Annotated in this window: 19 protein-coding genes; 1 reads left to right on the top strand and 18 read right to left on the bottom strand. The window is 42.9% G+C overall.

Annotation, left to right across the window (positions count from 1 at the left end; translation table 11 throughout):
• Positions 1-355: 355 nt before the first annotated feature.
• Positions 356-682 (top strand): integrase core domain-containing protein, encoded by a 327-nt coding sequence (locus ACJJIO_RS14070; protein ID WP_444908826.1) that lies wholly within the window; start codon positions 356-358, stop codon positions 680-682.
• A gap of 485 nt (positions 683-1,167) precedes the next feature.
• On the opposite strand, the gene ACJJIO_RS14065 is transcribed toward ACJJIO_RS14070, so the two are convergent.
• From ACJJIO_RS14065 to ACJJIO_RS13980, 18 genes are all read right to left on the bottom strand, one after another.
• Positions 1,168-3,435 (bottom strand): glycosyltransferase family 2 protein, encoded by a 2,268-nt coding sequence (locus ACJJIO_RS14065; protein WP_444908825.1) that lies wholly within the window; start codon positions 3,433-3,435, stop codon positions 1,168-1,170.
• Positions 3,436-3,552: 117 nt separating this feature from the next.
• Positions 3,553-4,680: a glycosyltransferase family 2 protein gene (locus tag ACJJIO_RS14060; RefSeq protein ID WP_444908824.1), complete on the bottom strand. Its 1,128-nt coding sequence runs from the start codon at positions 4,678-4,680 to the stop codon at positions 3,553-3,555.
• Between the two features lie 81 nt (positions 4,681-4,761).
• Positions 4,762-5,703 carry a sulfotransferase family 2 domain-containing protein gene (locus tag ACJJIO_RS14055; protein ID WP_444908823.1) on the bottom strand — a complete coding sequence of 314 codons (942 nt, stop codon included), beginning with the start codon at positions 5,701-5,703 and terminating at the stop codon, positions 4,762-4,764.
• A 515-nt stretch (positions 5,704-6,218) separates the two neighbouring features.
• Positions 6,219-7,256 carry a UDP-glucose 4-epimerase GalE gene (gene galE, locus ACJJIO_RS14050; RefSeq protein ID WP_444908822.1) on the bottom strand — a complete coding sequence of 346 codons (1,038 nt, stop codon included), beginning with the start codon at positions 7,254-7,256 and terminating at the stop codon, positions 6,219-6,221.
• A 17-nt stretch (positions 7,257-7,273) separates the two neighbouring features.
• Positions 7,274-8,209, bottom strand: coding sequence for a UTP--glucose-1-phosphate uridylyltransferase GalU (gene galU, locus ACJJIO_RS14045; protein ID WP_444908821.1), 936 nt, complete (start codon positions 8,207-8,209; stop codon positions 7,274-7,276).
• A gap of 129 nt (positions 8,210-8,338) precedes the next feature.
• Positions 8,339-9,406: a polysaccharide pyruvyl transferase family protein gene (locus ACJJIO_RS14040; protein ID WP_444908820.1), complete on the bottom strand. Its 1,068-nt coding sequence runs from the start codon at positions 9,404-9,406 to the stop codon at positions 8,339-8,341.
• 79 nt (positions 9,407-9,485) lie between these two features.
• Positions 9,486-10,370, bottom strand: coding sequence for a WcbI family polysaccharide biosynthesis putative acetyltransferase (locus ACJJIO_RS14035; RefSeq protein WP_444908819.1), 885 nt, complete (start codon positions 10,368-10,370; stop codon positions 9,486-9,488).
• 15 nt (positions 10,371-10,385) lie between these two features.
• Positions 10,386-11,234, bottom strand: a complete 849-nt coding sequence (locus tag ACJJIO_RS14030; protein ID WP_444908818.1) for a sulfotransferase domain-containing protein — start codon at positions 11,232-11,234, stop codon at positions 10,386-10,388.
• Positions 11,235-11,261: 27 nt separating this feature from the next.
• A complete protein-coding gene (locus ACJJIO_RS14025; protein WP_444908817.1) occupies positions 11,262-12,494 on the bottom strand; it encodes a glycosyltransferase family 4 protein in 1,233 nt (410 codons plus the stop codon).
• 10 nt (positions 12,495-12,504) lie between these two features.
• Positions 12,505-14,373 (bottom strand): glycosyltransferase family 2 protein, encoded by a 1,869-nt coding sequence (locus tag ACJJIO_RS14020; protein ID WP_444908816.1) that lies wholly within the window; start codon positions 14,371-14,373, stop codon positions 12,505-12,507.
• The gene (gene rfbB / locus ACJJIO_RS14015; RefSeq protein WP_444908815.1) at positions 14,373-15,497 is read right to left on the bottom strand and encodes a dTDP-glucose 4,6-dehydratase; all 1,125 of its coding nucleotides are present in this window, start codon (positions 15,495-15,497) and stop codon (positions 14,373-14,375) included. Before rfbB ends, ACJJIO_RS14020 begins: the two co-directional genes overlap by 1 nt.
• A gap of 178 nt (positions 15,498-15,675) precedes the next feature.
• Positions 15,676-16,548: a dTDP-4-dehydrorhamnose reductase gene (gene rfbD / locus ACJJIO_RS14010; protein WP_444908814.1), complete on the bottom strand. Its 873-nt coding sequence runs from the start codon at positions 16,546-16,548 to the stop codon at positions 15,676-15,678.
• Positions 16,549-16,703: 155 nt separating this feature from the next.
• Positions 16,704-17,252 carry a dTDP-4-dehydrorhamnose 3,5-epimerase gene (gene rfbC, locus ACJJIO_RS14005; RefSeq protein WP_444882625.1) on the bottom strand — a complete coding sequence of 183 codons (549 nt, stop codon included), beginning with the start codon at positions 17,250-17,252 and terminating at the stop codon, positions 16,704-16,706.
• Positions 17,253-17,301: 49 nt separating this feature from the next.
• On the bottom strand, positions 17,302-18,240 hold the full coding sequence (gene rfbA / locus ACJJIO_RS14000; protein ID WP_444908813.1) for a glucose-1-phosphate thymidylyltransferase RfbA: 939 nt from the start codon (positions 18,238-18,240) through the stop codon (positions 17,302-17,304).
• Between the two features lie 98 nt (positions 18,241-18,338).
• A complete protein-coding gene (locus ACJJIO_RS13995) occupies positions 18,339-19,973 on the bottom strand; it encodes a polysaccharide biosynthesis/export family protein (protein ID WP_444908812.1) in 1,635 nt (544 codons plus the stop codon).
• Positions 19,974-20,109: 136 nt separating this feature from the next.
• Positions 20,110-21,348: a KpsE/RkpR family capsule polysaccharide export protein gene (locus ACJJIO_RS13990; protein WP_444908811.1), complete on the bottom strand. Its 1,239-nt coding sequence runs from the start codon at positions 21,346-21,348 to the stop codon at positions 20,110-20,112.
• Positions 21,349-21,351: 3 nt separating this feature from the next.
• Positions 21,352-22,062: an ABC transporter ATP-binding protein gene (locus tag ACJJIO_RS13985; RefSeq protein ID WP_444908810.1), complete on the bottom strand. Its 711-nt coding sequence runs from the start codon at positions 22,060-22,062 to the stop codon at positions 21,352-21,354.
• The gene (locus tag ACJJIO_RS13980) at positions 22,059-22,850 is read right to left on the bottom strand and encodes an ABC transporter permease (RefSeq protein WP_444908809.1); all 792 of its coding nucleotides are present in this window, start codon (positions 22,848-22,850) and stop codon (positions 22,059-22,061) included. Before ACJJIO_RS13980 ends, ACJJIO_RS13985 begins: the two co-directional genes overlap by 4 nt.
• Positions 22,851-23,638: the final 788 nt, after the last annotated feature.

Genomic DNA, 23,638 nt, shown 5'->3' with positions numbered 1-23,638 from the left:
CACATATAAGATTAGTTTTTAACCGACATGATGGCTGCTATGGTAGTCCCAAGAACACCCAGGAGCTGGAAAGAGGGTATAAAAGTTGATCAAAAGCAGGGGGAGAGGATCATTCGAAATCTTGGTCTTAGGGCTGTACAATCGAAGCTCTACACGGCTAGGTCGGGTACTTACAGATATGTATACGGGATCACGCGCCGGAACCAGCTATGGATAGGTGATGTTACTTATATAAAGCTCAGAGATGGCAGCTGGTAGTATTTGTCAGTAGTCATGGATCGCTACAGTAGGAGGGTTGTCTCTTGGTCCCTGAGCGATAGAAGGGATGTCTCTCTAACAGGCTAGTATCGATAGGATGGTACGAAACCGTGGACATCATCCGGAGCTGATCTTTCACTCTGACCGTGGCAGAGAGTACTTATCGGGCCTATATCGTGAGCGATTGCGCCGATATCGGATCTGTCAGGGTATGAATCGCGTGAAGAAAATGAATGACAATGCATTCATTGAGTCATTCTTTCACCAATTTAAAACGGAGCGTATTAAGCACCAGGAATTCGATTCTGCACAACAGCTAAGAGCGATAGTGACCGAATATATCTGTTACTACAACAATCAGAGATCGCACTCGTCTATTGGGTATGTTTCACCTCAAGATTTTGAGTGTAAAATGAAATGCTAAAACTAGGTGTGTGCAAAAGCGGGTTAAGTCCCATTTCCAGCTAGAAGTTTTTTAGCAAAACTTTATTATTCCCTAGCGTGAAAATTAAAGAACAGCTCTATTTCATTTTTTTATGTTCGATAGAATGCATTCACAAAAATAAGAAACATTACTCTCAGGTTAAAGTAAGCTCTCAAGATTCCATAATGTGTCTCTGGTCATTATCAAATATTAAATGCTACATTTACAACCAACTACAGACTATTGTTATAGAGTACTTGAACTATATAACATTAACTATAGATTGGTCTATCATAGGCTAGCAAATAAAACTATGATAACTTTTTCTTGAAAAAGATAATATTTTTCCCATATCCTAATTCATATTTTCAAAAATCATGTATTATGAATTTATTGATAGCGCAGCATGAAACTCTCAAAATACTTCATCTTTTAAAGCTATAGCGCAACGATATTAAAATATGTTACCCAATGTGAAACTTTAACTATGCTAGTGAAAAGTCTTCATGCACGAGCGTCAGGTTTGGGTTGTAGGCTGGATCTGTATCCAATTGATCTCCCCAGCGGTCACGCATATATTCCGCCTCTTTTTGGGCTCGACGCCGCTTAGTGAGTGTATTGTCCGCTCCACGGGATACTGACTCATGATGATAGAGTTCTGCATAAGGAGTCCACAAATTCCTATAACCTGCTTCTCGAACCTTCAGACATAAATCTACATCATTGAAGGATATCGCTAGATTTTCTTCATCTAACCCTCCGACGTGCTCAAATACTTCTTTACGAAGAAGAAGACAAGCCGCTGTTACCGCTGAAAGATTTTGTACCAAATGCAAGCGCGAGAAGTAACCATATTCATTGCGACTAAAATATTTATGTGAGTGACCAGCCACACCACCAATTCCCAGAATTACACCGGCATGTTGAATCGTATCGTTAGGGTAATAGAGTTTGGCTCCTACACAACCAATTTCAGGCCTCACTGCCTGACTCACCATCTCAGTCAACCAAAGGACATTGATAGGCTCTATATCATTATTGATTAATCCTATAATTTCCCCTTTAGCTAAACTTACACCATAATTATTAATGGCTGAATAATTAAATGGGTGATCCCACCGATGAACAGATACACGTGAATCTGTGTTTCTGATTTCATCAAGGAATTGTAACGTTTCCTTGCAGCGACTTTGGTTATCTAAAATGATTAGTTCAAAATTGGAGTAATTGGTTTTGCAAAGAATAGCCTCAACACAAGGCCTAAGGATATCAATGCCGTCTCTTGTCGGTACCAGAAGACTCACTAACGGAGCTGGCTCAGGAATGGACCAACGGACCCGATAGCTATTTGGTGCAGTTCCAGGCTCGGCCGTTGCACTTAGCTTTTCTCGTTTTAGGTAATCAGAGACGGCTTGTAAACCCGCAGTAGCGGCATAACCCTTTGCATTACTTTCTTGTGCTGTTGATCCGCTAATGGCTCTCCAGTGGTAGAGTATCTCTGGAATATGTACCACATTGTTGGAATCAAGATGTGGCATACAACGCAACAGTAGATCATGATCCTGACTGCCCTCCACACCTACTCGATAACCACCAATTTGTTTTATCAAGCTCGTCTTGAGCACAGTAAGATGGCAAATATAATTCTGTGAAAGTAAAAGATCAGGATTCCAACCTGGTTTTAGGTGAGGATCAAAACGTTCGCCATATTCATCAATTTTGTCTTCATCACTATAAAACAGTAAAGCTTGTGGATTTTGCGAAATCGCTTCTACTATACTTTGTAAAGCATTAGACGCCAGAACATCATCATGATCAAGCAATGCAATATAGTCTCCTTTCGCTAAGGATAAAGCACTATTGCTCGCTGCAGAAATATGTCCATTTTCGGTTCGAAAGGAGACTCTAATACGACTATCTTGTTGTTGATACCCCTCTAAGCACTCCTTTACTTCTTGTTTCCGAGAAAAATCATCGGCAATACATAGCTGCCAGTTGTTATAACTTTGCCCAATTACTGATTCTAGACAGTCTCTCAATAGGCGAATATCTGTATCGTAGACAGGAAGTATAATTGAGATCAAGGGATGACTGGCATCTACCGTTATATCGTAAGAATTTTCACGTGGATAAATATTTTTTATTTCTTTTTTTTCAATCCACTCAGAATAATCATAAGTCTGACGTTTTTTAACAAATGTTTTTTCATAGTAGTTGAGAGCAATATCCTGCCAGGCACAAGACTTCTCACGGGCTTCAGCATTAATCTTTTTTAGGACATCATTCTTATTTATATTCCTAAATTTAAAGTGCATGTTAGCTAAGCGTTGTGACAGCCTATCTTTTGCAAACTGAGGGAAGAGTTTCACCAAATGGAAATGGCTCACAGAAAACATTCCTGTGCTTTCCAGAGGATCAAATCTGAGAGCGCGTGTACGTGATGTGAAATAAATGAGCCGTTTCGTAACCCGGCCAAATTTTATCGGGATAAAAAAGCTATCTGCCTCATTAAATCCATTTCCATAATCAACATATAATTTGGAATCTATGCTAGCCTGGTTATGTCTCAGTACAATTTCGATCATGTACCAACCAGAACGCAAGGTAGAGCCTTCGATAGTAAATTGTGGGTCGTTATCTATAGATTTCCACTCAAAATTTTTATCCGATTCTTTAATACACTCAACCCCTATTACAGGCTTTAGCCTAGGAGCCAAATCAGAATGAAACCACGTTTTTATTAACTTGAACACCACAAACAATCCAATTAGACAACTGAGTAACTTATAATCTGAATATACAGTATTCAATTAGCAGTTCAGCGAGAATAATTTTAGAGCCGACTTTTACATCAATTCTTCCCAAAAGACTCAATGAAAGTTAACTTTTGCTTCTACATTTGTTCCATAGATGTATGCTTCAATCTTATCTTCTGAAGATATAATTTTAGCGGTTTTAAAACTAAAGCCACATTGCAATTTTTTAGAAAGCCCTTTACGAACAACATCTGGACGACTTCGATTTACCTCTACAAGGTATTCCACACCGTTGATCAATAAACGAATCTTTATCGGGCCATCATATTCAGTAACAGCCCATCCGGTAATCAACTCTGGTTTTACATCAACAAAAGCTTTCCCGTAACAGAGAAATGGTGTCTCTGTAGCAATACGCCCCCTAAGCTCTGCAATACCTTTTTTTACATCACACGCATAACTGAGTAGTGCTTCATCAACTACATCATTTAAGTCATGTGCTTTAAAATAGGCTTCCCCTTTCTTTCTACCCGCACTACCTGCTCCGGAGCCCTTATGTTCTTTCTTCATAATATGCTCATGACGGGACTTAACAACATAGTGGTTAATTCTAATTCCACTATATGAAACCTTATTCGTTCTGGGCTCACATGGCTCACCACTTTCAAATACAGCTGGTCTGAGGTCCCCGGTGTAATATCGGCCTGATTTTAAAATGCACTCATGGACATGCATTCTATCCACCATATTAGGCTTCAGGATAGTCTTAATATGCCGATTGAAATCATGGTCTTGTATAGAGGCACGAGTGAATCGCTCTATTACCAGGCCCTCTTCTTTAAACTTATAACCTGATGAACCGAAATTTCGCCAATTTAATGCAAGTGCACCCGCATCTTCCAGCTTATGGAAATCAGATAAAATACTTTTTAATTCGCAATTATTTTCACTAACAAGAAATTCATCGGCGTCGATAAAACACAGTAAATCAACTTCAGTAGCGAAGCGGTTTAAAATATAATTATATGCAGGCATCTGTGGCCCACAGTCGCCAGTTCTGGGGAAGTGCACTCTATTTATCACTCCCAGGCTATCTAGCGCCTCTAACAGCTGAGAAGAGCCATCATCACTGATATTATCAGCGATATAAAAAGCATCTACACCAATTAGTTGATGGTATACGATCCACTCAAGAATATAGTCATATTCATTTTTAAAAATTGCGGCAATTCCAAACTTCACATGCACTTCCAAAAACTAATCGTAAACCCTAAATAAGTAGACATTCTATATAGCCCCAAAAGCCCGGGCTAGTTCTAACCTTTAGCTAACATTATATAATAATGGCTGCCCGGTAGCTGCCACGATACACTCTATAGTATTTATGTTTATGTTTCTGTCTATTTCTAGAGAGAAACCAACAAAGCCGCCTCGCCCCTGTTCCTGAGCCTTAAAGTAGGGGCGGTATTCATTGGCTTTACATTCAGCAATCACGTTACCTCCCATCCTTGCTTGAATTAATACTGCTTCATGTAAATTCTCTGCAATAGCCCAACCTTTTAGCTTACCAGCTTCAAAATTAGTTACAGAACCAGAAACATAACCTACTTTGGCATTAATAAGACGAAGACGCCAATCAAACTGAAATCTAGCACGATTATAAAACTCTATCTCTTCGGCATTGAGGCTTTTTAACTCTTCTATTTCTCCTATGGGTAACATGCATGATTCCACAGCCTTATCCTTATTGATATTTTTATGTAGATAAGGAATATCAATGTTAAACTTTCTATTGAGCAAGCGTAGAGATTCCTTATAAGACTCTACGAAACCAATAAAACCAAACTCAGTCCATGTTTTACGCCCTACGAGACGAAGTTGTCTATTAATATTTTCTGAGCGACGATAGAAACTCTGAAAGCTCTCCTCGTGATCACTATTTTTTATTAGATGATTATATTCAGAGACGATTCTTTGTACCGGATCACGCAAGAAAGTGATCATTCTACCGACACCAAAAATATTAGCGTATTTTGCTGAATGGAAATGCCCCGTTAATAATTGATATCTCTGCTTATTAAAGGTATTTGCAAAGTGCCACCCATCCCTCTCGCTTTCGACCCAGCTTTTAACAATACTGCTCGTTATCGCTGAATTCACCCCATAATCTAGGCATATTTTCTTCTTGCCGAAAAAAGAATCTAGCCCTTGACGAAAACTGGTGCCCGCTGTTTTGGGGATATGTACAAAAACAATAGGTTTCAAAACAACATACCACTATTAATAAACACTTAGATCACCTATTCCATCAGCAAACACACATAAATCTATATGATGATAAAACCAATCCTTTCTCTATACGCGAGGCTGGATACGTTTTATGCAAAATATTGCAAGTATCCTACTTGCTTAGGGTTAATTTCGACTACCCATCCACCTTAAAGAAATGGCATTTTGTACTAAAAAAAGAGCCCAGGCCTTGCCTGGGTTGACTTTTGAAAATCTTTACCTTTCAACTTTGTGTCAGCCGTGCCCGTCAGAAGTATATAGATGTTACAAATCCTCACTCTCAAGGCTTTAGTAGTAGGACTTATAACAATTATGTAACTAGAAGGGGAGCCTTGCTCAAGTTTAACCCATCCATCTGGGTCAGCCCAATATACTTCTGTGTGAAGGCGCGTCCAGTAAACCATATTGTTATATTCAATAACTACACAACGATTTTACTGGATTTAGTACATGCCTGGTTAGTAGAACAAGCTTTCACTCTATTACTTTGTTTATCTTTCATTGGTGTCAATGCCGTAGCCATGGGGATTGTTTGTCTGCCAGTGCCATGTATCAACCATCATTTGTTCTAGCCCCAATCTTGCCACCCAGCCCAGATCCTGCTTCGCCTTGGAGGCATCAGCCCAAAAAGCTGTTAAATCACCTGCTCTCCGAGGCGCCACTCTATAGGGGATGGATACACCTGAGGCCTGTTCAAAAGCCCGCACTATATCTAGAACAGATGTACCCTTTCCTGTTCCAAGGTTGAAGGCCATAGTACCAGTTTTACCTTCAAGCCACTCCAGGGCGCAAACATGCCCCTCCGCTAAATCCATCACATGTAAGTAATCCCTCAGGCAGGTACCATCCGGTGTGGGGTAGTCATCACCAAATATCGATAACTCTTTGCGTTTACCCACTGCAACCTGAGCGATGTACGGTAACAAATTGTTAGGTATACCCTGGGGATCTTCTCCGATTAGACCTGAGGGGTGCGCGCCAACGGGATTAAAGTATCGTAGGAGTGCTACAGAAAGCTCTGGGTTGGCGAGGGCCGCATCCTTTAAAACCTGCTCCACCATCCATTTACTAGTTCCATATGGGTTACTGGTGTTACCAGTTTGCAAGGTTTCCACATAAGGCACAGGAGCCTCACGACCGTAGACAGTCGCCGATGAGCTGAATACCAGCTGCTTAACTCCATACGCCTGCATTGCCTCCAGCAACACAAGGCTTCCAGTAACATTACTCTGGTAGTAGTCAATCGGCTTTTGCGAAGATTCACCTACAGCCTTCAATCCAGCAAAGTGGATCACAGCATGGATTGTATTCTCAGTAAAAATCCGCTCTAACAGCGCGCGATCTCTAATATCACCATGGTAGAAACGCACTGGTGTACCGGTGATCATCTGTACACGCTGTAGCGCTATTTCGGAGCTATTGCAGAGTGAGTCGATGACTACCACCTCAAAACCAGCCTCTTGCAGTGCCACCAAGGTATGGCTGCCTATGTACCCAGCTCCCCCGGTAACCAATACGCTTCTACCCATTGCTCACTCAACCTCCATCATGCAACAGCATCCTGTGAAATATGGTTCTGAGTTTCGGAAATCTTATTCTCAGATAAAATCAACGTATTTAGATAAGCTCTGTAACTCTTAGCTAAATCGGGATGGCGCAAACCATACTCAACATTTGCCATCAAGTACCCTAGCTTAGAGCCGCAATCATGGCTCTTGCCCACCATGCGATAGGCTTCAACGCTTTCTTTGGTCATCAAATCGGCGATTGCATCTGTGAGCTGAATTTCATTACCAGCACCTGGTAACGTTTGTTCAAGGAGTGGCCACAGCTTGCGAGAAAGTACATAACGTCCAACCACCGCCATATTCGACGGCGCCTCTGCCATAGGAGGCTTCTCCACAATAGCCGTCATTGGCTGCGAGGTATTTGGAGACAATGCGGCCCCCTGGCAATCCGCCACACCGTATTGATGTACCTCCTCTTGCGGCACCGGCTCCACCATCACCTGGCTGACACCGGTTTGATCGAACCGAGATAACATTTGCGCTAAATTATCGCGGCTAAGATCTGAGGCAGCATCATCGATAATCACATCCGGCAGTAATACTGCAAAGTCCTCATCACCCACCAATGGTTGGGCGCATAGAATTGCATGACCCAGGCCTTTCGCCTCACCCTGCCGTACGTGCATGATAGTGACGTCTTTCGGACAGATGGACCGCACCTCGTCAAGCAGCTGACGCTTGACCCTAGCCTCTAGGGTCGCCTCCAATTCAAAACTGGTATCAAAGTGATTTTCGATAGAGTTCTTACTGGAATGAGTAACCAGTACGATATGCTTGATACCGGCAGCCACCGCTTCATTAACTACATATTGAATAAGTGGTTTATCAACAATAGGCAGCATTTCTTTGGGAATAGCCTTTGTTGCTGGCAGCATACGAGTTCCCAAGCCGGCAACGGGTAAAATTGCTTTCATTTAAGATCTCAATAGAGTCATGGATTTAAGGTAAAAAAATCAACAGCCTGTAAACAGCAGACAAAAGTCGAATCATAAATTTATAATGATTAGCATTAAATTAAAATAGAACCTTTAAATGAAGGCTTCTTAACTTATAAAGCATTTAAAGTTTTTGGAAACTTTAACGTCAAGGCTTTTAAAAACATCCCAATAAATATTAGCAAGCCTTAATCTATTATTATCAAACTCTTTACCTGAAAAATTAAACTCAGAAAAAATACTCAACATCTTCTCCTTAGTATTATATATATCAGAAAAAGTTAGGCTTTCAACGGATGGAACTTTCAATACATTACAAAGCTCACGAGTCCTCGTATCAGTTGTTATACATACAGCTGGAGTTTCAGCCTGTAGGGCAAGAATGTTTCCATGTATCCGAGTGCCAACTGAGTGGCTGTGCAAAGAAAGACTTGTAAGCCACGAGTCTATATCACCATGAAATACTGAAAATTTCCGAAGGAAATTAACAAGTGCAGCCCCATCCTTTACACCAAGAAATCTTTGTGCCAGATTTTCTGTCAGTGTTGCTTCACTAGCATCTAAATTTTGATTCATTAGTGCTTTAAAGAGAATTGGTGGGTGCTGTATCGTATAGCTACCACAACCGATGCTTTCTAAAAGATTCAGTAGATCTCTTTCAACCTGCTGCACTGCAGGATTTACTTGCCCGGAAGCAATATTCAATCTACTTATTGGCCTATTAAACTTATCCTCAAGCCTCACACCTAAGTTTTTATTCCCATTTATAAAAACTGTTGAACAACCACCAACAACAACATTGAAAATTCCAAGGTTATTTAGCAAGCGCTTAGTATATTCACCTCTGCACAATATTGCAGGAGAACGTTTCGCCACAGATTGCAAAAATCTTAATGTACCATTTTTTAATTCTGGGAATGTCGCTTCATTATCTGACTGTGCACCCAAACCAATTACTAAACATGGTACATCTAGCTCTTCCACGATATCAGCAATCGCCCCCATGTCCGAATTTGGATTTAGCTGATTGGAAGCCGGAAAAACAAAAAGATCAACCTTACCTTTCAATGCTATTGCATGTGCCATTCCCTGAATAATATGGAATTTAGCATCAAACATTCTAGGCACAGAGTACCAATATGCTAAATTGCCTGTATTATTTCCAGTTTTCTTCATTATCTCTTGGGCAGATAATATCCAGGGCTCTGATATACTCCCAAAATTGGGAGAAAATATTGCTACATTCATAAAACTATTAATTCTCTAAAAGAGAAACCACTTCAGATTTTTTTTCTAAAATTGCATTTTCAAGTATGGCTCTATCAACATCATCATAAGATTGATAAAAACCTCTAATTACTTCATCAAGCCCCAGAGTTTTTCCTTGAGCAAAATATACTTCATCATCTTCAAAGTCAAAGCTCAAACTATTGCGCATGCAAGAAAGCGATGGGCACCTAATTCCATCCAGATATCCAGGCCCATCCCAATCTAGATCTGAAGAATAAGGTCGCACACCAACTCTATCCAAAATATTATTCTTCAAAAACTCAAAGACTGGTTTTCTCGGGTGATTGAATTGATTAAACAGTTTATAGGTCCGCGAATTAGCTCTTAAAAAATCAGACACTGGAAGATCTATATTGTTAACCTTTTCTCTATTATACAGTCGTTCTATAGATCTTTCGTAATAGTTAACAGCTTTCGTTTCTTCGATTAAACTTTCGCTCAGCAGCCTCTCTTTGCATAAGGCCTCTGAATAACCATCAAGATAGAATTTCAAAATGAAAAAATCATGAACTAGATTTAGTGGGGACTGAATTCCCGGCAACATCTCCAACTGGGGAAAGTATCCATCAAAGTAAAGAGGCGGAAAAGATAGAGAGATACAATTTTCTGGCAGTTTCGTTACAACCGACTCAGATGAAAGCTCCTCTACTCCCCTACCTCCAAAAGGCTGATAAATAAACAGGTCTAGATCACGTACTTTATTAAGGGTATCATTTATATCCGTACTATCTAAAGTATGAACGGGCTTTATCTCCACCAACTTATATACGCTGCTAAAGCCCTGATCACTAAGCAAAGTTTTCGCTAGTGCCACGCTCTGACAGTTTGCATAAACGCTAAACTTTTTCATTTCTTATTTCTAAACTTAAACTTCATATCCCAATGAATTTAGCTCTTCACCTAGATGCTCATTAAAAATTTCACAAAGTGACGAATCCATCTCACTTTTCCATCTAATAACTGACTCAGGTGCAGTAATGTGCTGATCCACAGAGCTTCTATTAGCAAGAACCTGATTATAATCAAGAGTCAAACCAAGCCATTCGCTGATATCATTTGTCTTATCAAATGGAGACAACATAAAATCTTCGTACTTTATAAAGTAACGCCTATCGTCACACTCCATATTGGCTACATGTCTCATAAAGCTCTTTCTCATTTTACAGAGTCTTATCGCATAACTTTCATCTGTATCGCTCTCCTCCCATCCAAACCCATTAAAGCCACGCTTTTTATTAAAGCTTTTTATGGAAAGAAATTCATCTCTAGGATCTCTCAGCAAGAATAAATTTTTAGCGGCAATAACATTATTTACTTCACTGCAAATATCATGGACGACTTTCTCCGCATAGTACACGGGATTATTACTATCTATTATATCTGAATTAGCTTTCTTTACTTGGGTAGAAAATCCATTCCAAAGCCTTTTCAAAAAATCTTTAGAAAGCTCACTCCTATCGAAGATACTTACTTCAGAATATGGTATAGGGCCAACTTTATTTAGCTCTCTATTAAAAATGGAATCTGGATTCCAATCCGAATCATTAGCAGTATCTTTACCAACCAATCCCGACAATCTGCATAAATAAGTTAAATGACGTTTTTCGAATGGATAATGCCTATCAAAAACTACATTATTAGAAGAACCTAGGACCTGCATTAACAATGTGGATCCTGACCTTCCAAAACTGCGCAACATAATTGGTGTAATCATAATTATGCCTATTACTCAATCTAAATATTAATAAATTGATAGATGAATATTTGAGCATTCACTAATGCTCAAAGGTTTAGGGGTATCGCTAGCAACCAAGTCCCAGCTATTCCTCTCATCACAAGCTTTCAAAATAGCCTGCTTAAGGGAGTTACTACTTCCACTGCGAAAATTGTAGCCATTAACGCCTTCGGTAATTTTTTCAACCATTCCGCCAATATCACTTCCGATCAATGGGCGCCCGTGGTTAAAGGCTTCCTGAATCACCATTGGTGAGTTTTCCCACCATACTGAGGGAATAATCACCCAGTCTGCCTGCTCCATTAGACGACCCATCTCATGGGACTCATAAGAGCCGTGCAAAGTAACCAAATCACCAAGGTCTTCTAGCAGAGCATGGATTTTTTCCTGAAATGCCTCTGTTTGCCCTTGCAAATTAGCACCGTGAATATCCAGATGAACTTTATCCCGAATATCTTCCGGCAGCAGTTTAAAGGCCTCCAGTAATACATCTACACCTTTGAAAGGATTAATCTGACCAAAGAAAGCAAAACGGCCGCGCCCTTCCCCTTCTGCTAACGGGCGAGGTGCTGGCGTTTCGATCTCCGGTTGACCATTTTCAATCATCACCATTTTTTCTTCAGGTATTCCCCAGGCTTTATAGCGCTCAATCAGAAAATGGCTAGGCGAGACAAACATATCCACTAAATTAAAAATGGATTTTATATATTTCTCTCTAAGGAAAAAGTCTGCAGCTGAGCGCTCAGGGAAACAGCGAGCACAGTCAGTGGGAGATGATTTATAGCACAGCTTCATCTGTTTGCCCGGCTTAACCATTTGGCCGTTATTAGCACAGATGGCTAAATATTCATGCAGTGTTACAACAATACGTGCATCCGGCAGTGTGTTTCTTACTTCACGTATTAACTCCAACCCCATATGTATATAGTGATGGAAATGAATCACTGTTGGCTTATAGCGCTGTAATAATGCGCGAAATTCCTGCCATACATGCTTTTTACAACCGGACTGGAATAGGAAGAAATCGGACATATGGGTATGAAAAAGAATTTCTTTATCCGAATTAATCGTAGAAAAGGCGGAGCCTCCATGAGAAGGCTGATCGGTACGAGCCAGAAAAACCGTATCCAAACCCAGCCGCTCATATTCCTTAAATAAATTATAGGCAGCCACTTCTGCACCGCCTTTGCTGTGATCGGGGTGACCATGGGAAACAATCAGTATTCTGTGTTCAGTCATCGATAATTCCTTAACGAACCAGCTGTTCTATCAGGCTTCCCCAGCGCTCAGTATGTTGCCAGGCATTGTAAAGTGTGATTTTAAATTTCCAGTCACGGTTTTCGAATAAATTTTGTGACATTCTCTCTAAATGGTAGAGCTTTTCATCGGTGAGTACATAGTGTCGATAGCCTGCTTTTCTTAACTGCAGACAGAGATCAGAATCCTCAAAGTCTCCGAGTACATAGGTTTCATCCAGGCCGCCCACAGAATCGTACAAGGCTTTGCTAATAAACATGCAGGCACCCGTAACCGCAGGTGATTCCATTACAGAATCAATATCAATCAGCCATTCAGGGTTTCCTTTTCCTGGATGTTCATTCAGCCATAAATTACCAAATTGCACACTTTTGGAAAAACTCATTCCAATATGTTGAATTGTGCCATCATCAAAAACCAACTTCGGTGCAACTACGCCAACATCATCTAGTGAAGAAGCTTGTTGTTCAATTCGTGAAATCCAACCGCTGCTACTTGGAATAATATCTGAATTAAGTAGTACTAACTTATCAGCACTGGCATGGCGCGCCCCCAAATTATTAGCCCCGGCATAACCTAAATTACGGCCACCGTAAATTACCTTGAAGCTTACAGGGAACAATCTACTGGTGTCATAGCAGAAAGGTATAAATGCATCATAGAGCCTGGGGTCATCCAGAACGTAAATCAGCTCTGTCTCAGCAAAATCGGCATCTTCTGTAAATTGTGCTATCTGATGTAGCAGAAAATCATAGCGCCCATAGAGCGGCACTATAACACTGCGTTTGGGCTCTTTAATTTCTTGACCGAACTGTATTACTTCTACTTGGGGTTCTTCGAGAAGATAGCGTCTATTCGTCCAAAGCGCTGAGAGCGCCGGACCTATATATTTCCGCATGTTCTTCTGGTATTCACGACCATCGACATTGAAGTTCACCAGCACCTGCTGACTTGCATGGGTAATATCCCCACGAATATTAGTCTGCTGAATCGGGACAACCCCCAGGCGGCCCTCTTTAGTGAAGAAGAGTAGCTCCAAGCGGGCTTTCTCTATCAAATGCGGCATAGGCACCCAAGTGAAGAAACCCGCTTTATAATTAGCTTCCGCTCTGCCTGGAAAGGCTTCCAAAACATCCGAGCGGGTAAACCTTGCAGATTCCTCAAGCAAATTTTTGCTGTAGCTACCATCGGTAGTGCGCAACACTAAACTTGCCAGATCCAGCTGACCGTCAAGTAGCCAACCAGAAAGAAATAGTCCATGACCAGGTACTGCCAGAATACTGTCCCAGTGCCAGTCGACCAAGGTCTTGAGTTGTTCTTCCTCCAGTTTCTTTAGGCCTGGAATCTCAAAAACTCCATTGCCCATGCTCTTAAACATCGCGTTAAGCAATTCGGCTTTTTCACCAGTACGCCAAGTCATGCAGTGGCCAAACAAGGCTTCGCCACTCAATTCCACGAATGGCTTTAGCTCAACCTCTTTAGTCTGACCTTCAACCCTTACGGTCATACGCAGGGAACTATTTTCTATAGCGATATCATAGGGCCACTCCACCAACAGGCTGTAGCCCCAACGACTATTTCCTTCGAAATTAAAGTGTCTATTTACATCCAGCCTGGTGGTACGCAGGGTACTATAATTAATCTTGTCGATACTTTCCGTATCAGTATCTTCATCACTACCAATATATTCGAGTTGAAAATCCAGAGTTTCGTGATCAGGGTGAAATGCCCAGCCCTGGATCAAAAGGTGTCGCCCGGCGATAACCCCGCAAATATCCACCCATACCTGTACCTGTTCAGAGAACGTCTTCTCTGCTGTGCTGCGGGCAGCCTTGAAACGCCTTCTAATATTAATTCCCATTATCTATCTCCCACTTGCTCAGCAGTGCTATATTGCTGGTCTATCCACTGACGATAGCTGCCATCCATCACTGCCAGCCACCAGCGGTCGTTCTCTAAATACCACTGCAGCGTTTTACGAATTCCGCTAGCAAAACTCTCCTGTGGTTGATAATCCAGTTCACTATTGGACTTCTGGGGATCTATGGCATAGCGACGATCATGTCCGGCCCTATCCTTTACAAAGGTAACCAGACTCTGTGCTTTCCCTGCTATTGCAGATACCGCTTTGGGGTACTTATTAGTGAGTTCAGGGTTCTCAGCGAATTCTGAGTTCATTAGCTCACAAATCAGCTTAACGATGTCGAGATTTGCCCATTCATTAATGCCACCAATGTTGTAACACTCTCCCAAGTGGCCTTTTTTAATTACTAAATCGATGCCTCGTGCATGGTCCTCTACATACAGCCAGTCGCGAATCTGCTGACCATCACCATAAATCGGTAATGGTTTATCCTGCAGGATATTAGTGATTACCAGTGGTATCAGTTTTTCTGGAAAGTGGTAAGGGCCGTAATTATTGGAACAATTACTGGTGGTAACCTTCAGTCCATAAGTATGGTGATATGCACGCACCAAGTGATCTGATGCAGCCTTGCTAGCTGAATAGGGGCTATTGGGTGCATAGGGTGTGATTTCGCTAAAGGCAGGATCCTCAGGGCCCAGGGTTCCATAAACTTCATCAGTGGAAACATGGTGAAAGCGGTGATTGTCTTTATTCACTCCGTCATCCAGCCAGACTTTTTTGGCGGCCTTAAGCAGGCTATGAGTACCAATAATATTGGTTTCAATAAAGGCGTCTGGACCACTGATAGACCTGTCAACATGGCTTTCCGCTGCAAAGTGAACCAATGTATCAATTCTATGCTCTTTGAGCAGCGTTTCTACCAAGTACGTATCGCAAATATTTCCTTGGAAAAAATAAAAATTAGCATTTTCCGCTACCGGCTCCAAGTTAGCCCTGTTACCAGCATAAGTTAGTGCATCTAGAACGACTACCTTATCTTGTGGGTAAGTGCTCATCCAATAGTGGATAAAGTTTGCGCCTATAAAACCAGCACCGCCGGTTACCAGTAAATTACTCATTTGTTTTTTGACAATACTTTTTTGGATGTTTAGGAAACTAAAAGCGTATCTTTACAAGATTAAACTTTTAGTTCTTCAGTACTTTCTGGTGTCTATCCAGTGCATGCGCCTTTCTCGCGTGTGTCACTTCATGCATATGGATGTCTACTAATATAAAGGACAGCATGATCTGAATTTTTTATGACGCAGTCTTTTCCTGTAAAACTTTACGTAAAACCCTACGCCAATGCTGTGGTTCAAGATTCAGATCATTCACCAATTTAGACTTATCCAGAACACTATAAGCCGGCCTAGCTGCGGGAGTAGGGTAATCTGAGGTATTGATTGGCCTAATTTCTACATTTTTCGCTTCTGCAAGTAGCTCAAGCTCCTTGGCTTCTTCATAGATTGCGACAGCAAAATCATACCAACTAGCGGTGCCAGCATCCGTACAATGGTAGATTCCGCATAAATCGGGCTTGCCTATCATTGTGAAGATTGTCTCAGCCAATGTTTGGGTGCTCGTAGGTGTACCTATCTGATCCGCCACTACACCCAATTGATTACGTTCACGCATAAGCCGAAGCATAGTGTTGGAAAAATTAGCTCCGTGGGCACTATAAACCCAGGCAGTCCGTAAAATGATTGCTTGTGGCAATACACTTTGCACGGCAGCTTCACCGGCAGCCTTACTTTCTCCATAGATACCCAGTGGGCACATCGAATCCTGGGGCTTGTATGGGGTGGAGCTCTGACCGTCAAATACAAAATCTGTGGAGATTTGTATTAAACGAGCCCCCATTTCACGACAAGCTTTCGCCAAGTTTTCTGGACCTGTCGCATTAGTGGCGAAAGCTTGCTCTCTCTCTGATTCCGCCTTGTCTACCGCTGTGTAGGCAGCAGCATTGATGAGAGTATCTGGTTGGTACTTATTAACAGCTTGCATAACCTGGTCACTATCTGTGATATCCAGATCGTTGCGATCTAGCGCTATCAGATCAATACCGGCTGGTTTGCGTTTTTGCAATTCCGTTGCCAGCTGGCCATTCTTACCGGTTACTAGGATTCTCATTCACTTATTCACATTGAATTAGGTTAGGCCAGTGGTACCCGGCCCTAATAGTGGAAACTAGCGGCGATAAAGCCTTGTATTCAGAATTATATACCGGGCCCCACTGATAGTTTATGGCTATACCTTAAGGTATAGGTCTCGTCTGCAACGAGCCGTTACTGGAAAACAATCGCGTCTTTTAGATGTTTCCCCTCAGCATCTTTCGCTGAGAGCTTGGGCGCTTGGCCATTAATCAAGGGCCATTCGATCGCCAGATCAGGATCATCCCAACGAATAGAATGTTCATACTCAGGTGCGTAGTAATCGGTACATTTGTAAACGAACTCTGCCTCAGCACTAGTAACATAGAAGCCATGGGCAAAGCCTTCCGGTACCCAAAGTTGACGTTTGTTTTCTGCTGAAAGCGTCACACCAACCCACTGGCCGAAAGTTGAGGAGCTTTTACGCAAATCGACCGCAACATCAAAGACCTCACCTTTGGTAACGCGCACTAACTTACCTTGTGTTTGCTTGGTTTGATAATGCAGACCACGTAGTATGCCCAAGGTAGACTTACTATGGTTATCCTGGACAAAGACTCTATCTGCACATTCCTGACTGAATAAATCTTGCCGAAAAGATTCGAAAAAGAAACCACGCTCGTCACCAAAAACCTTTGGCTCCAGGATTTTCACATCAGTTATTGCAGTTTCTATCACTTTCATACTGTGTATTTCTTGATTATTAACAAGGCAAAGGAAAAAGGTTGTTGTTCTAGAGTACAGCGGTCAATCGATGCTGAGTTAGAGCAGAGGTCTCTCCAGATTCTAGCAACAAGCTCATTAAATATTCGCCATAACCGCTCTTCAAGAGTGGTTGAGCCTGCTTTTCCAATTGCTCGGCACAAATAAAACCTTTGCGATATGCCACTTCCTCAGGGCAGGCAATTTTCAGCCCCTGACGCCGCTCCAAGGTTTGAACAAAATGCGCAGCCTCAAGCAGGTTGTCATGGGTTCCAGTATCCAGCCAAGCACTGCCACGGCCCAATAACTCAACATTTAGTTCATCGCGCTCAAGGTAGATATTGTTGATATCGGTAATCTCCAATTCTCCACGCGGGCTAGGTTGAACCTCCCTGGCCAAGTCGCAAACTTGACTATCATAAAAATACAAGCCTGTTACTGCGTAGTTAGATTTTGGACGGGTCGGTTTCTCTTCTAAGCTAACGGCTTTGCCTTCCTTATCAAATTCTACGACGCCATAGGCTCTTGCATCGGCAACACGGTATCCGAAGACTGTAGCGCCTTCTTCCCGATCATCTGCACGCTGCAAGATCTGACTAAAGTGCTGGGTATAGAAAATGTTATCTCCCAGCACCAGAGCACTTTTGTTGTTACCCACATGCTCACGACCAATAATAAAAGCTTGCGCGAGACCATCTGGGCTCGGTTGTATCGCGTAGCTAATATTAATTCCCCATTGAGAACCATCTTCCAACAAGCGTTGATAAAGATATTGCTCTTCTGGAGTAGTAATGATCAATATGTCTCGGATCCCCGCCAACATCAGAGTTGTCAGCGGGTAATAAATCATCGGCTTATCATAGACCCCCATCAACTGCTTACTGACTCCCCTGGTAAGAGGATACAGACGGGTACCGGAACCTCCAGCCAGAATAATCCCCTTTCTGGTTGAACTTCCCTTCGTGATCATCTTTTTCTCCTTGGAGCTATATATTGCTCACTACTTTCGCCTCCTCCTCTTCCTTTTTTATCTAAAGGTTATAAAGAAGAAGAGTTATCCGATTCACCTTAGAAAGACAGTACTGCAGCCGTGCCCACTGCTATACGATAAAGAATTTCTGTGACATCTTTAGTCACCTGTAGCTCACTGGAGCGCACCTCTGGCATCACCATTATTTCATCACCTGGACGCAAGATATCTTTCAGACGATTATCGAACTTCCTCTTTTTAACCCGGCTGATAGTGCCATCCAGATGTAGGATCACCAGTTCATCTTGATTGGCGTTATTGGAGAAACCGCCGGCCATTTCAATATAATTTTCCAGTGTATGACGCGCATTAAATACCAGTGATGTGGGAAAAATCACTTCACCTACCACTGAAACCGTCGAGTTCTTCAGGGGCACCACCAGCCTGTCACCATCTTCAAGCAACATGGTTCCAGCATTGGGATTGTTAGCCAGTACCACTTGACCACGGGGTTGTGCTTTTCGTGCCTCAGCAATAAATTTCTGAATCATTGCCGCATTTTCAGACTGAGCGCCTTTTTCTAACTCAGTGTTTGGCTGTCGGGTAAGGACTTCCATCTGAAGAGCATCAAGGGAGCGTTCTAGCGCTGCACGCTGCTTCTTAGCCACGCTCTCACGGTACAACTGCACCGCAGATTGATCGGCATTACCTCGGTACTGGAGCTGTGACAAAAGATCCTCCAGCGTTGCGCCGTAGGGAAGCACATAACTGGCAGGGCCATCCAATTCACCACTTACGGTAACGGATATCGATTTAATGTCGTTATCTCTTACCAACTCAACTCTGGCTCCAGGATAAAGCGCAGTATTTAGAGCTTCCTCTAGAGGTAAATAACTGGCTTGCTGCTGATCATCGATCACTTGGGTAATACGGGCAAAATTAGCCTGAGGATCTGGCTTGGTAACCAGTAACATCTCCCCTAATTGAGTGTAAGGACCGCTAAATTCAATTTGTGCGGCCAGTTGCACCGCGCCTTCTATAGAAACTGCTCCGTTACGTGCCCCAATTACAATGGCATCACCGTTGCGCAACTGCAATGCGGGCATGCTGCCCTCGGTGAGGAAATTGTATAAATTAACTCTTTGCAGCAGCTGATCACCACGTACAACTTTAACATCTATAAAGCTACCGCTATCGCGGTCTATACCACCAGCACTATCCAGGTAGTAAAGAATGGAGTCAGAGGAATATCCGTTATACAACCCTGGATTCTTGACATAGCCAGTTACAAATACTTTTACCGGCTGACTTGCTTCCAAATTGGCATAGGCACGTACATTTTTCTTGAATACGCCTTTTACATGGCGCAGAACAAAATCGTTGAGCTCGCCATTTTTTATGCCGGCTACATGTACAGGCCCAACCTCGGGTACAAAAATATTACCCTGCGGGTCCACAGCCAAGGTTGCACTGAAACTATAGGCACCCCAGAGCTGCAGGTTGATTTGATCACCCACGGTAATGCGATAGTCTGGGTTGAATCCACTAAAGGGCTGATCCTTAAAAGCGCCTTGGAATAGGGACTGACCAAAGACCGGCACATTGGATTTTGGAATCTCTGTAGATTCATTCTTATCCAACTGTTGGGTTTCCAGCGCCTGAGCATTTGGCAAAGCAATACTAGTCAGTAAACCTAGTAATACCCCTAGAGTTTTTAAGTTTCTCACGATCATCTTTTCGATCTTTTAGTTTGCGTATCTATTTGTAATAGTCCAGATTTTATAACGCAAAACCTAGACCAATATTGTTTTCAATAATTCAGCTGTTTTCAGCTTCCCTCTAACACTTCATCAGGAAGTAACTAATATGCTAAATCCTGTGATCGCGGATACTGGATACCAGCATCTTCACAATGCCATAAATTAATAGCAGGATAATTGCCAGGCTAGCCAGGTTATAAAGTTTGCGTGGATATTCCGCTTTCTCAGCCAACGACGGTTGGCTGACAACCATTAAGTGCTTTAGCCTTCCAGAGGCCTCCATACGCGCAGTTTCCAAAGCTTTAAGAGATGCGGCATAAGCATCGGTGGCAAACTGAAGATTCAATTCCAAATTCTGGAAGTGTGCATTCAAGCTGTTGAGGCGCTGTTCTCCCTGAGCGTCTGAGACACCAACAAGGCGCTCCTTTTCTGCGGCTATTTGTCCTTCCAGGGCATTAATTTCAGCCTGCATTGAGACAACCTGAGAGGAATCGGGGTTTAGATAGGTTTTGGCAGCCGTCAGCTTGGCACGTTGCTCGGCAAGTTTGGCCTCCAACCCTTGGATAATGCCGCTGATGCCTTTGGTAAGCTCTTCCGGGCTGACTACTTTGTTGCGGTTTTGAAAATCAAGAATTTCCTGCTTGGAAGCTCGGAGTTTATTTTGCGCCAACTCCAGCTCACTGCGAACAAAAGCCACTTGCTTATCAGCCAGCTGATTGCTAATCGCATTAACAAAATCTTCAGACTTTTGGGTAACAGTCTCAACTAACGTACGGGCGAATTCAGGCTCAAAAGCCTGCATTTCGATTGTAATAATGCCCGTCGACTCATCGTAACCAACCGCAGTATGTTCGCGGTAGTATTTCAGGTAATCTTCCTGAGTAGCGTCAGAGGTGAGCCGCGAGAAGATGTCGTAACGATCGCTTCGGTAGTAGTTACTTAACTGCAATGTCTTATCCAGATATACAGCCATATCCAAGGATTGGATATAGTTAACCACTAGGAAAGCATCCTGATTGTCAGCTCCCGCCCCAGGCAATAAGAAACCGAGAGAAGATGACATTCCCTGGCTGGAGCCGTTGTCTTTTACAATCAGCTGTGTACTGCTGACATAGCGATCCGAAACGAGGAAAAGATAGTAGGCAGACACCAGAAGCAGCGGCAAACCAACACAAAGCAGTAATCCACGCCAGGGGCCCATGCCCGAGCGGTCTGCTCCAGGTTGAGACTGCGGCTCATTCGCCGCGAAGCCTGCAAAAATACCTTTTACAACTTCAGCAGTTCTTTTTAATGCACCATTATCGGGCTTAGTCTTTTGTTCTGTGACAAGCTGCGTATTTGTTTCCATTGTCTATGCCTTAAGTGCCTGTGCGGCCCTGTTCTGTTGTTGCACCTTGGGCTTGGGGATTCCGTGCTGATAAACCTCTATGGCCTCTTCTACGGTGTCGTAAATCTGTAGCCCTTGTGGTCCGAGATAGATACCGACATCGCAATTTTTTTTCAGTTGCTGCATTGCATGGGCCACGATAATAAAATTGGCTGATTTGCGTTTTTCGGCGATAACTTGTTCACACTTGTGTTTGAAGTGTGCATCACCAACCGACATCACTTCATCTACCAGGTAGCAGTCAAAATCCACAGAAATACTCAAGCCAAACGCCAAGCGGGAGCGCATTCCGGAAGAATAAGTTTTCACAGGCGCATTGAAGTAGTCGCCTATCTCGGCAAAGTCCTGAACCCTATCCAGTACCTTTTGCCGGCTCTTACCCCAAATTCCATGAATACCACAGATAAACTCGGCATTCTCTCTACCTGTCATACTGCCCTGGAAACCACTGGCAAGCCCCATAGGCCAGGAGATGCGCTCGTTGGTAATGACCCGTCCATAATCGGGATAATCAATGCCGCCCATAATCCGCAACAGGGTTGATTTGCCGGCACCATTGCGCCCAAGGATGCCGATATTCTTACCCTCGGGGAAAACGGCATTCACATCTTTGAACAGTACCTTGCGTCCATTCGGCGTGCGGAAAGACTTGGTGAGATTGCGTAACTCGATCATTTACTGCGCACCAAGTCTTGCCATTGACTACGATAGACCAGCAAGCCAAAGCCAAGCATTACCAGTGAGCTGAAGGCTAGATATGGCAAGTTAGCAAACATTCCGTGGTAGCTACTGAACAAGCCTTCACGAGTTAACTCAATCACATGCAGTAAAGGATTCCAGGAGAGATACGGGTGGTATTGCTCAGGCACCTGTTCCAGGGAGAAAAACACCCCAGACATAAAGTACAGTGGCCTCTGGATTAAGGAACCAAACTTTGACATCTCTGGGTACTTTGCACCGCCCACACAGAGCGCCAAACTCATGCCGAAGCAAAAACACAGATAGAGAAAGTTCACAACAACCAGTAACAGGAAATTATTAAAGGTGGCAGATACTCCAAACCAAGCCAATATTCCCAGTAGCGCAACCAAACTAACCAGGTAGATTACAAACTCCAACATCACCCGGCTTACAACGGCATCAAAAGGACGCAGCTGGCGATAGTTGAATAGGCCGCGGTTGGAGTCCACAGCCGCTATAGACTTATTAAAGCAGTGAGAAAAAAATAAAAACGGCGCGATACCAGCGAGCATAAACAGCATGGTGGGAATCCCTGGGTAGAAATCTCGCCCAAGGAAGCTAAAGATCGCGGCCAGGACCATGATATGCATGGCTGGCTCCAACAATACCCAAGCATAACCCAGTTTCCATTTACCGAACCGAGTTTTCATCTCGCGTACAAGCAGCGCGTAAATCACATCCCATTGGATCTGCCAGACTGTGCGCGAAGTTGTTGGGCCCATAGCAGCTTTTCTTGAATAACTGTGAACCAGTCCCACTATCTAAAACGTGGAACTGGGATAATGATCTCAAATCCATTTGGAAGGATTTACTTCAAATAGCCGAGTGATACCTGGTAGAACTTCACTCATCTTTAGCGTGCTAGCTTCAAAGCTTGCAGAAATAGATGATGACTCCTCCTGAGTACATCAGCAGCTTTGTTGGTCAGCGCGGCATATTATCGCGGCCTTTCACCCACGTCACACCAAATTAATTACGCGCCATTACGTAAACCCGCCTGATTACTTGCTTTACAACAAGTCGCAGAACTTACACAGATTAAAATCCAGTCTCAATGTGCGTCTGGTGCCTGTCATCAATAGGCAAACCGATAGCCTCTACTTAGCCCTCCTCCTGAGCATTCACTTCCTTCAAAAGCTTTCTAGAAGCGCCGTACTATTTTTATACGAATCGATCTGATTTTATACGCATCCAGAGGGAAGACTCGAGCTAGCCCTAAAATTTTATCCCCAGCATGCAGGGTGGCTTTTGGAGGTTACTTCTAAAAAATAGTGGAGTGACCCAGATTCCAAAGGCTCCTCTAAGCCTCCTTAGGAGTATGTAGCTTGTGCTGAACGCAAATATGAAAGAGAGCAGGCTAGCACTTAAATACCCAAGTGAGTACTCGCCAACCATCTAAAAGTTATACCGACCTCACAGGTCGGCAAGTAATCAGTACGAAAAATCTCCAACCGGTTGAAGACCAAGATCTACAGGCGAAGCCCATTTTCAAAAATGACTTGAAGCTATT

Source organism: Microbulbifer mixtoriginis (SeqCode) (assembly GCF_052467235.1).
This window is presented reverse-complemented; position numbering and strand designations above follow the sequence as displayed.

Bases quoted from the DNA above. Each gene is read 5' to 3' on its own strand.
- rfbB (WP_444908815.1), bottom strand. From the start codon at position 15,497: ATGAGTAATTTACTGGTAACCGGCGGTGCTGGTTTTATAGGCGCAAAC.
- ACJJIO_RS14025 (WP_444908817.1), bottom strand. From the start codon at position 12,494: ATGACTGAACACAGAATACTGATTGTTTCCCATGGTCACCCCGATCAC.
- rfbD (WP_444908814.1), bottom strand. From the start codon at position 16,548: ATGAGAATCCTAGTAACCGGTAAGAATGGCCAGCTGGCAACGGAATTG.
- ACJJIO_RS13980 (WP_444908809.1), bottom strand. From the start codon at position 22,850: ATGGGCCCAACAACTTCGCGCACAGTCTGGCAGATCCAATGGGATGTG.
- ACJJIO_RS14030 (WP_444908818.1), bottom strand. From the start codon at position 11,234: ATGATTACACCAATTATGTTGCGCAGTTTTGGAAGGTCAGGATCCACA.
- galE (WP_444908822.1), bottom strand. From the start codon at position 7,256: ATGGGTAGAAGCGTATTGGTTACCGGGGGAGCTGGGTACATAGGCAGC.
- ACJJIO_RS14070 (WP_444908826.1), top strand. From the start codon at position 356: ATGGTACGAAACCGTGGACATCATCCGGAGCTGATCTTTCACTCTGAC.
- rfbA (WP_444908813.1), bottom strand. From the start codon at position 18,240: ATGATCACGAAGGGAAGTTCAACCAGAAAGGGGATTATTCTGGCTGGA.
- galU (WP_444908821.1), bottom strand. From the start codon at position 8,209: ATGAAAGCAATTTTACCCGTTGCCGGCTTGGGAACTCGTATGCTGCCA.
- ACJJIO_RS14020 (WP_444908816.1), bottom strand. From the start codon at position 14,373: ATGGGAATTAATATTAGAAGGCGTTTCAAGGCTGCCCGCAGCACAGCA.
- rfbC (WP_444882625.1), bottom strand. From the start codon at position 17,252: ATGAAAGTGATAGAAACTGCAATAACTGATGTGAAAATCCTGGAGCCA.
- ACJJIO_RS13990 (WP_444908811.1), bottom strand. From the start codon at position 21,348: ATGGAAACAAATACGCAGCTTGTCACAGAACAAAAGACTAAGCCCGAT.
- ACJJIO_RS14040 (WP_444908820.1), bottom strand. From the start codon at position 9,406: ATGAAGAAAACTGGAAATAATACAGGCAATTTAGCATATTGGTACTCT.
- ACJJIO_RS13995 (WP_444908812.1), bottom strand. From the start codon at position 19,973: ATGATCGTGAGAAACTTAAAAACTCTAGGGGTATTACTAGGTTTACTG.
- ACJJIO_RS14035 (WP_444908819.1), bottom strand. From the start codon at position 10,370: ATGAAAAAGTTTAGCGTTTATGCAAACTGTCAGAGCGTGGCACTAGCG.
- ACJJIO_RS13985 (WP_444908810.1), bottom strand. From the start codon at position 22,062: ATGATCGAGTTACGCAATCTCACCAAGTCTTTCCGCACGCCGAATGGA.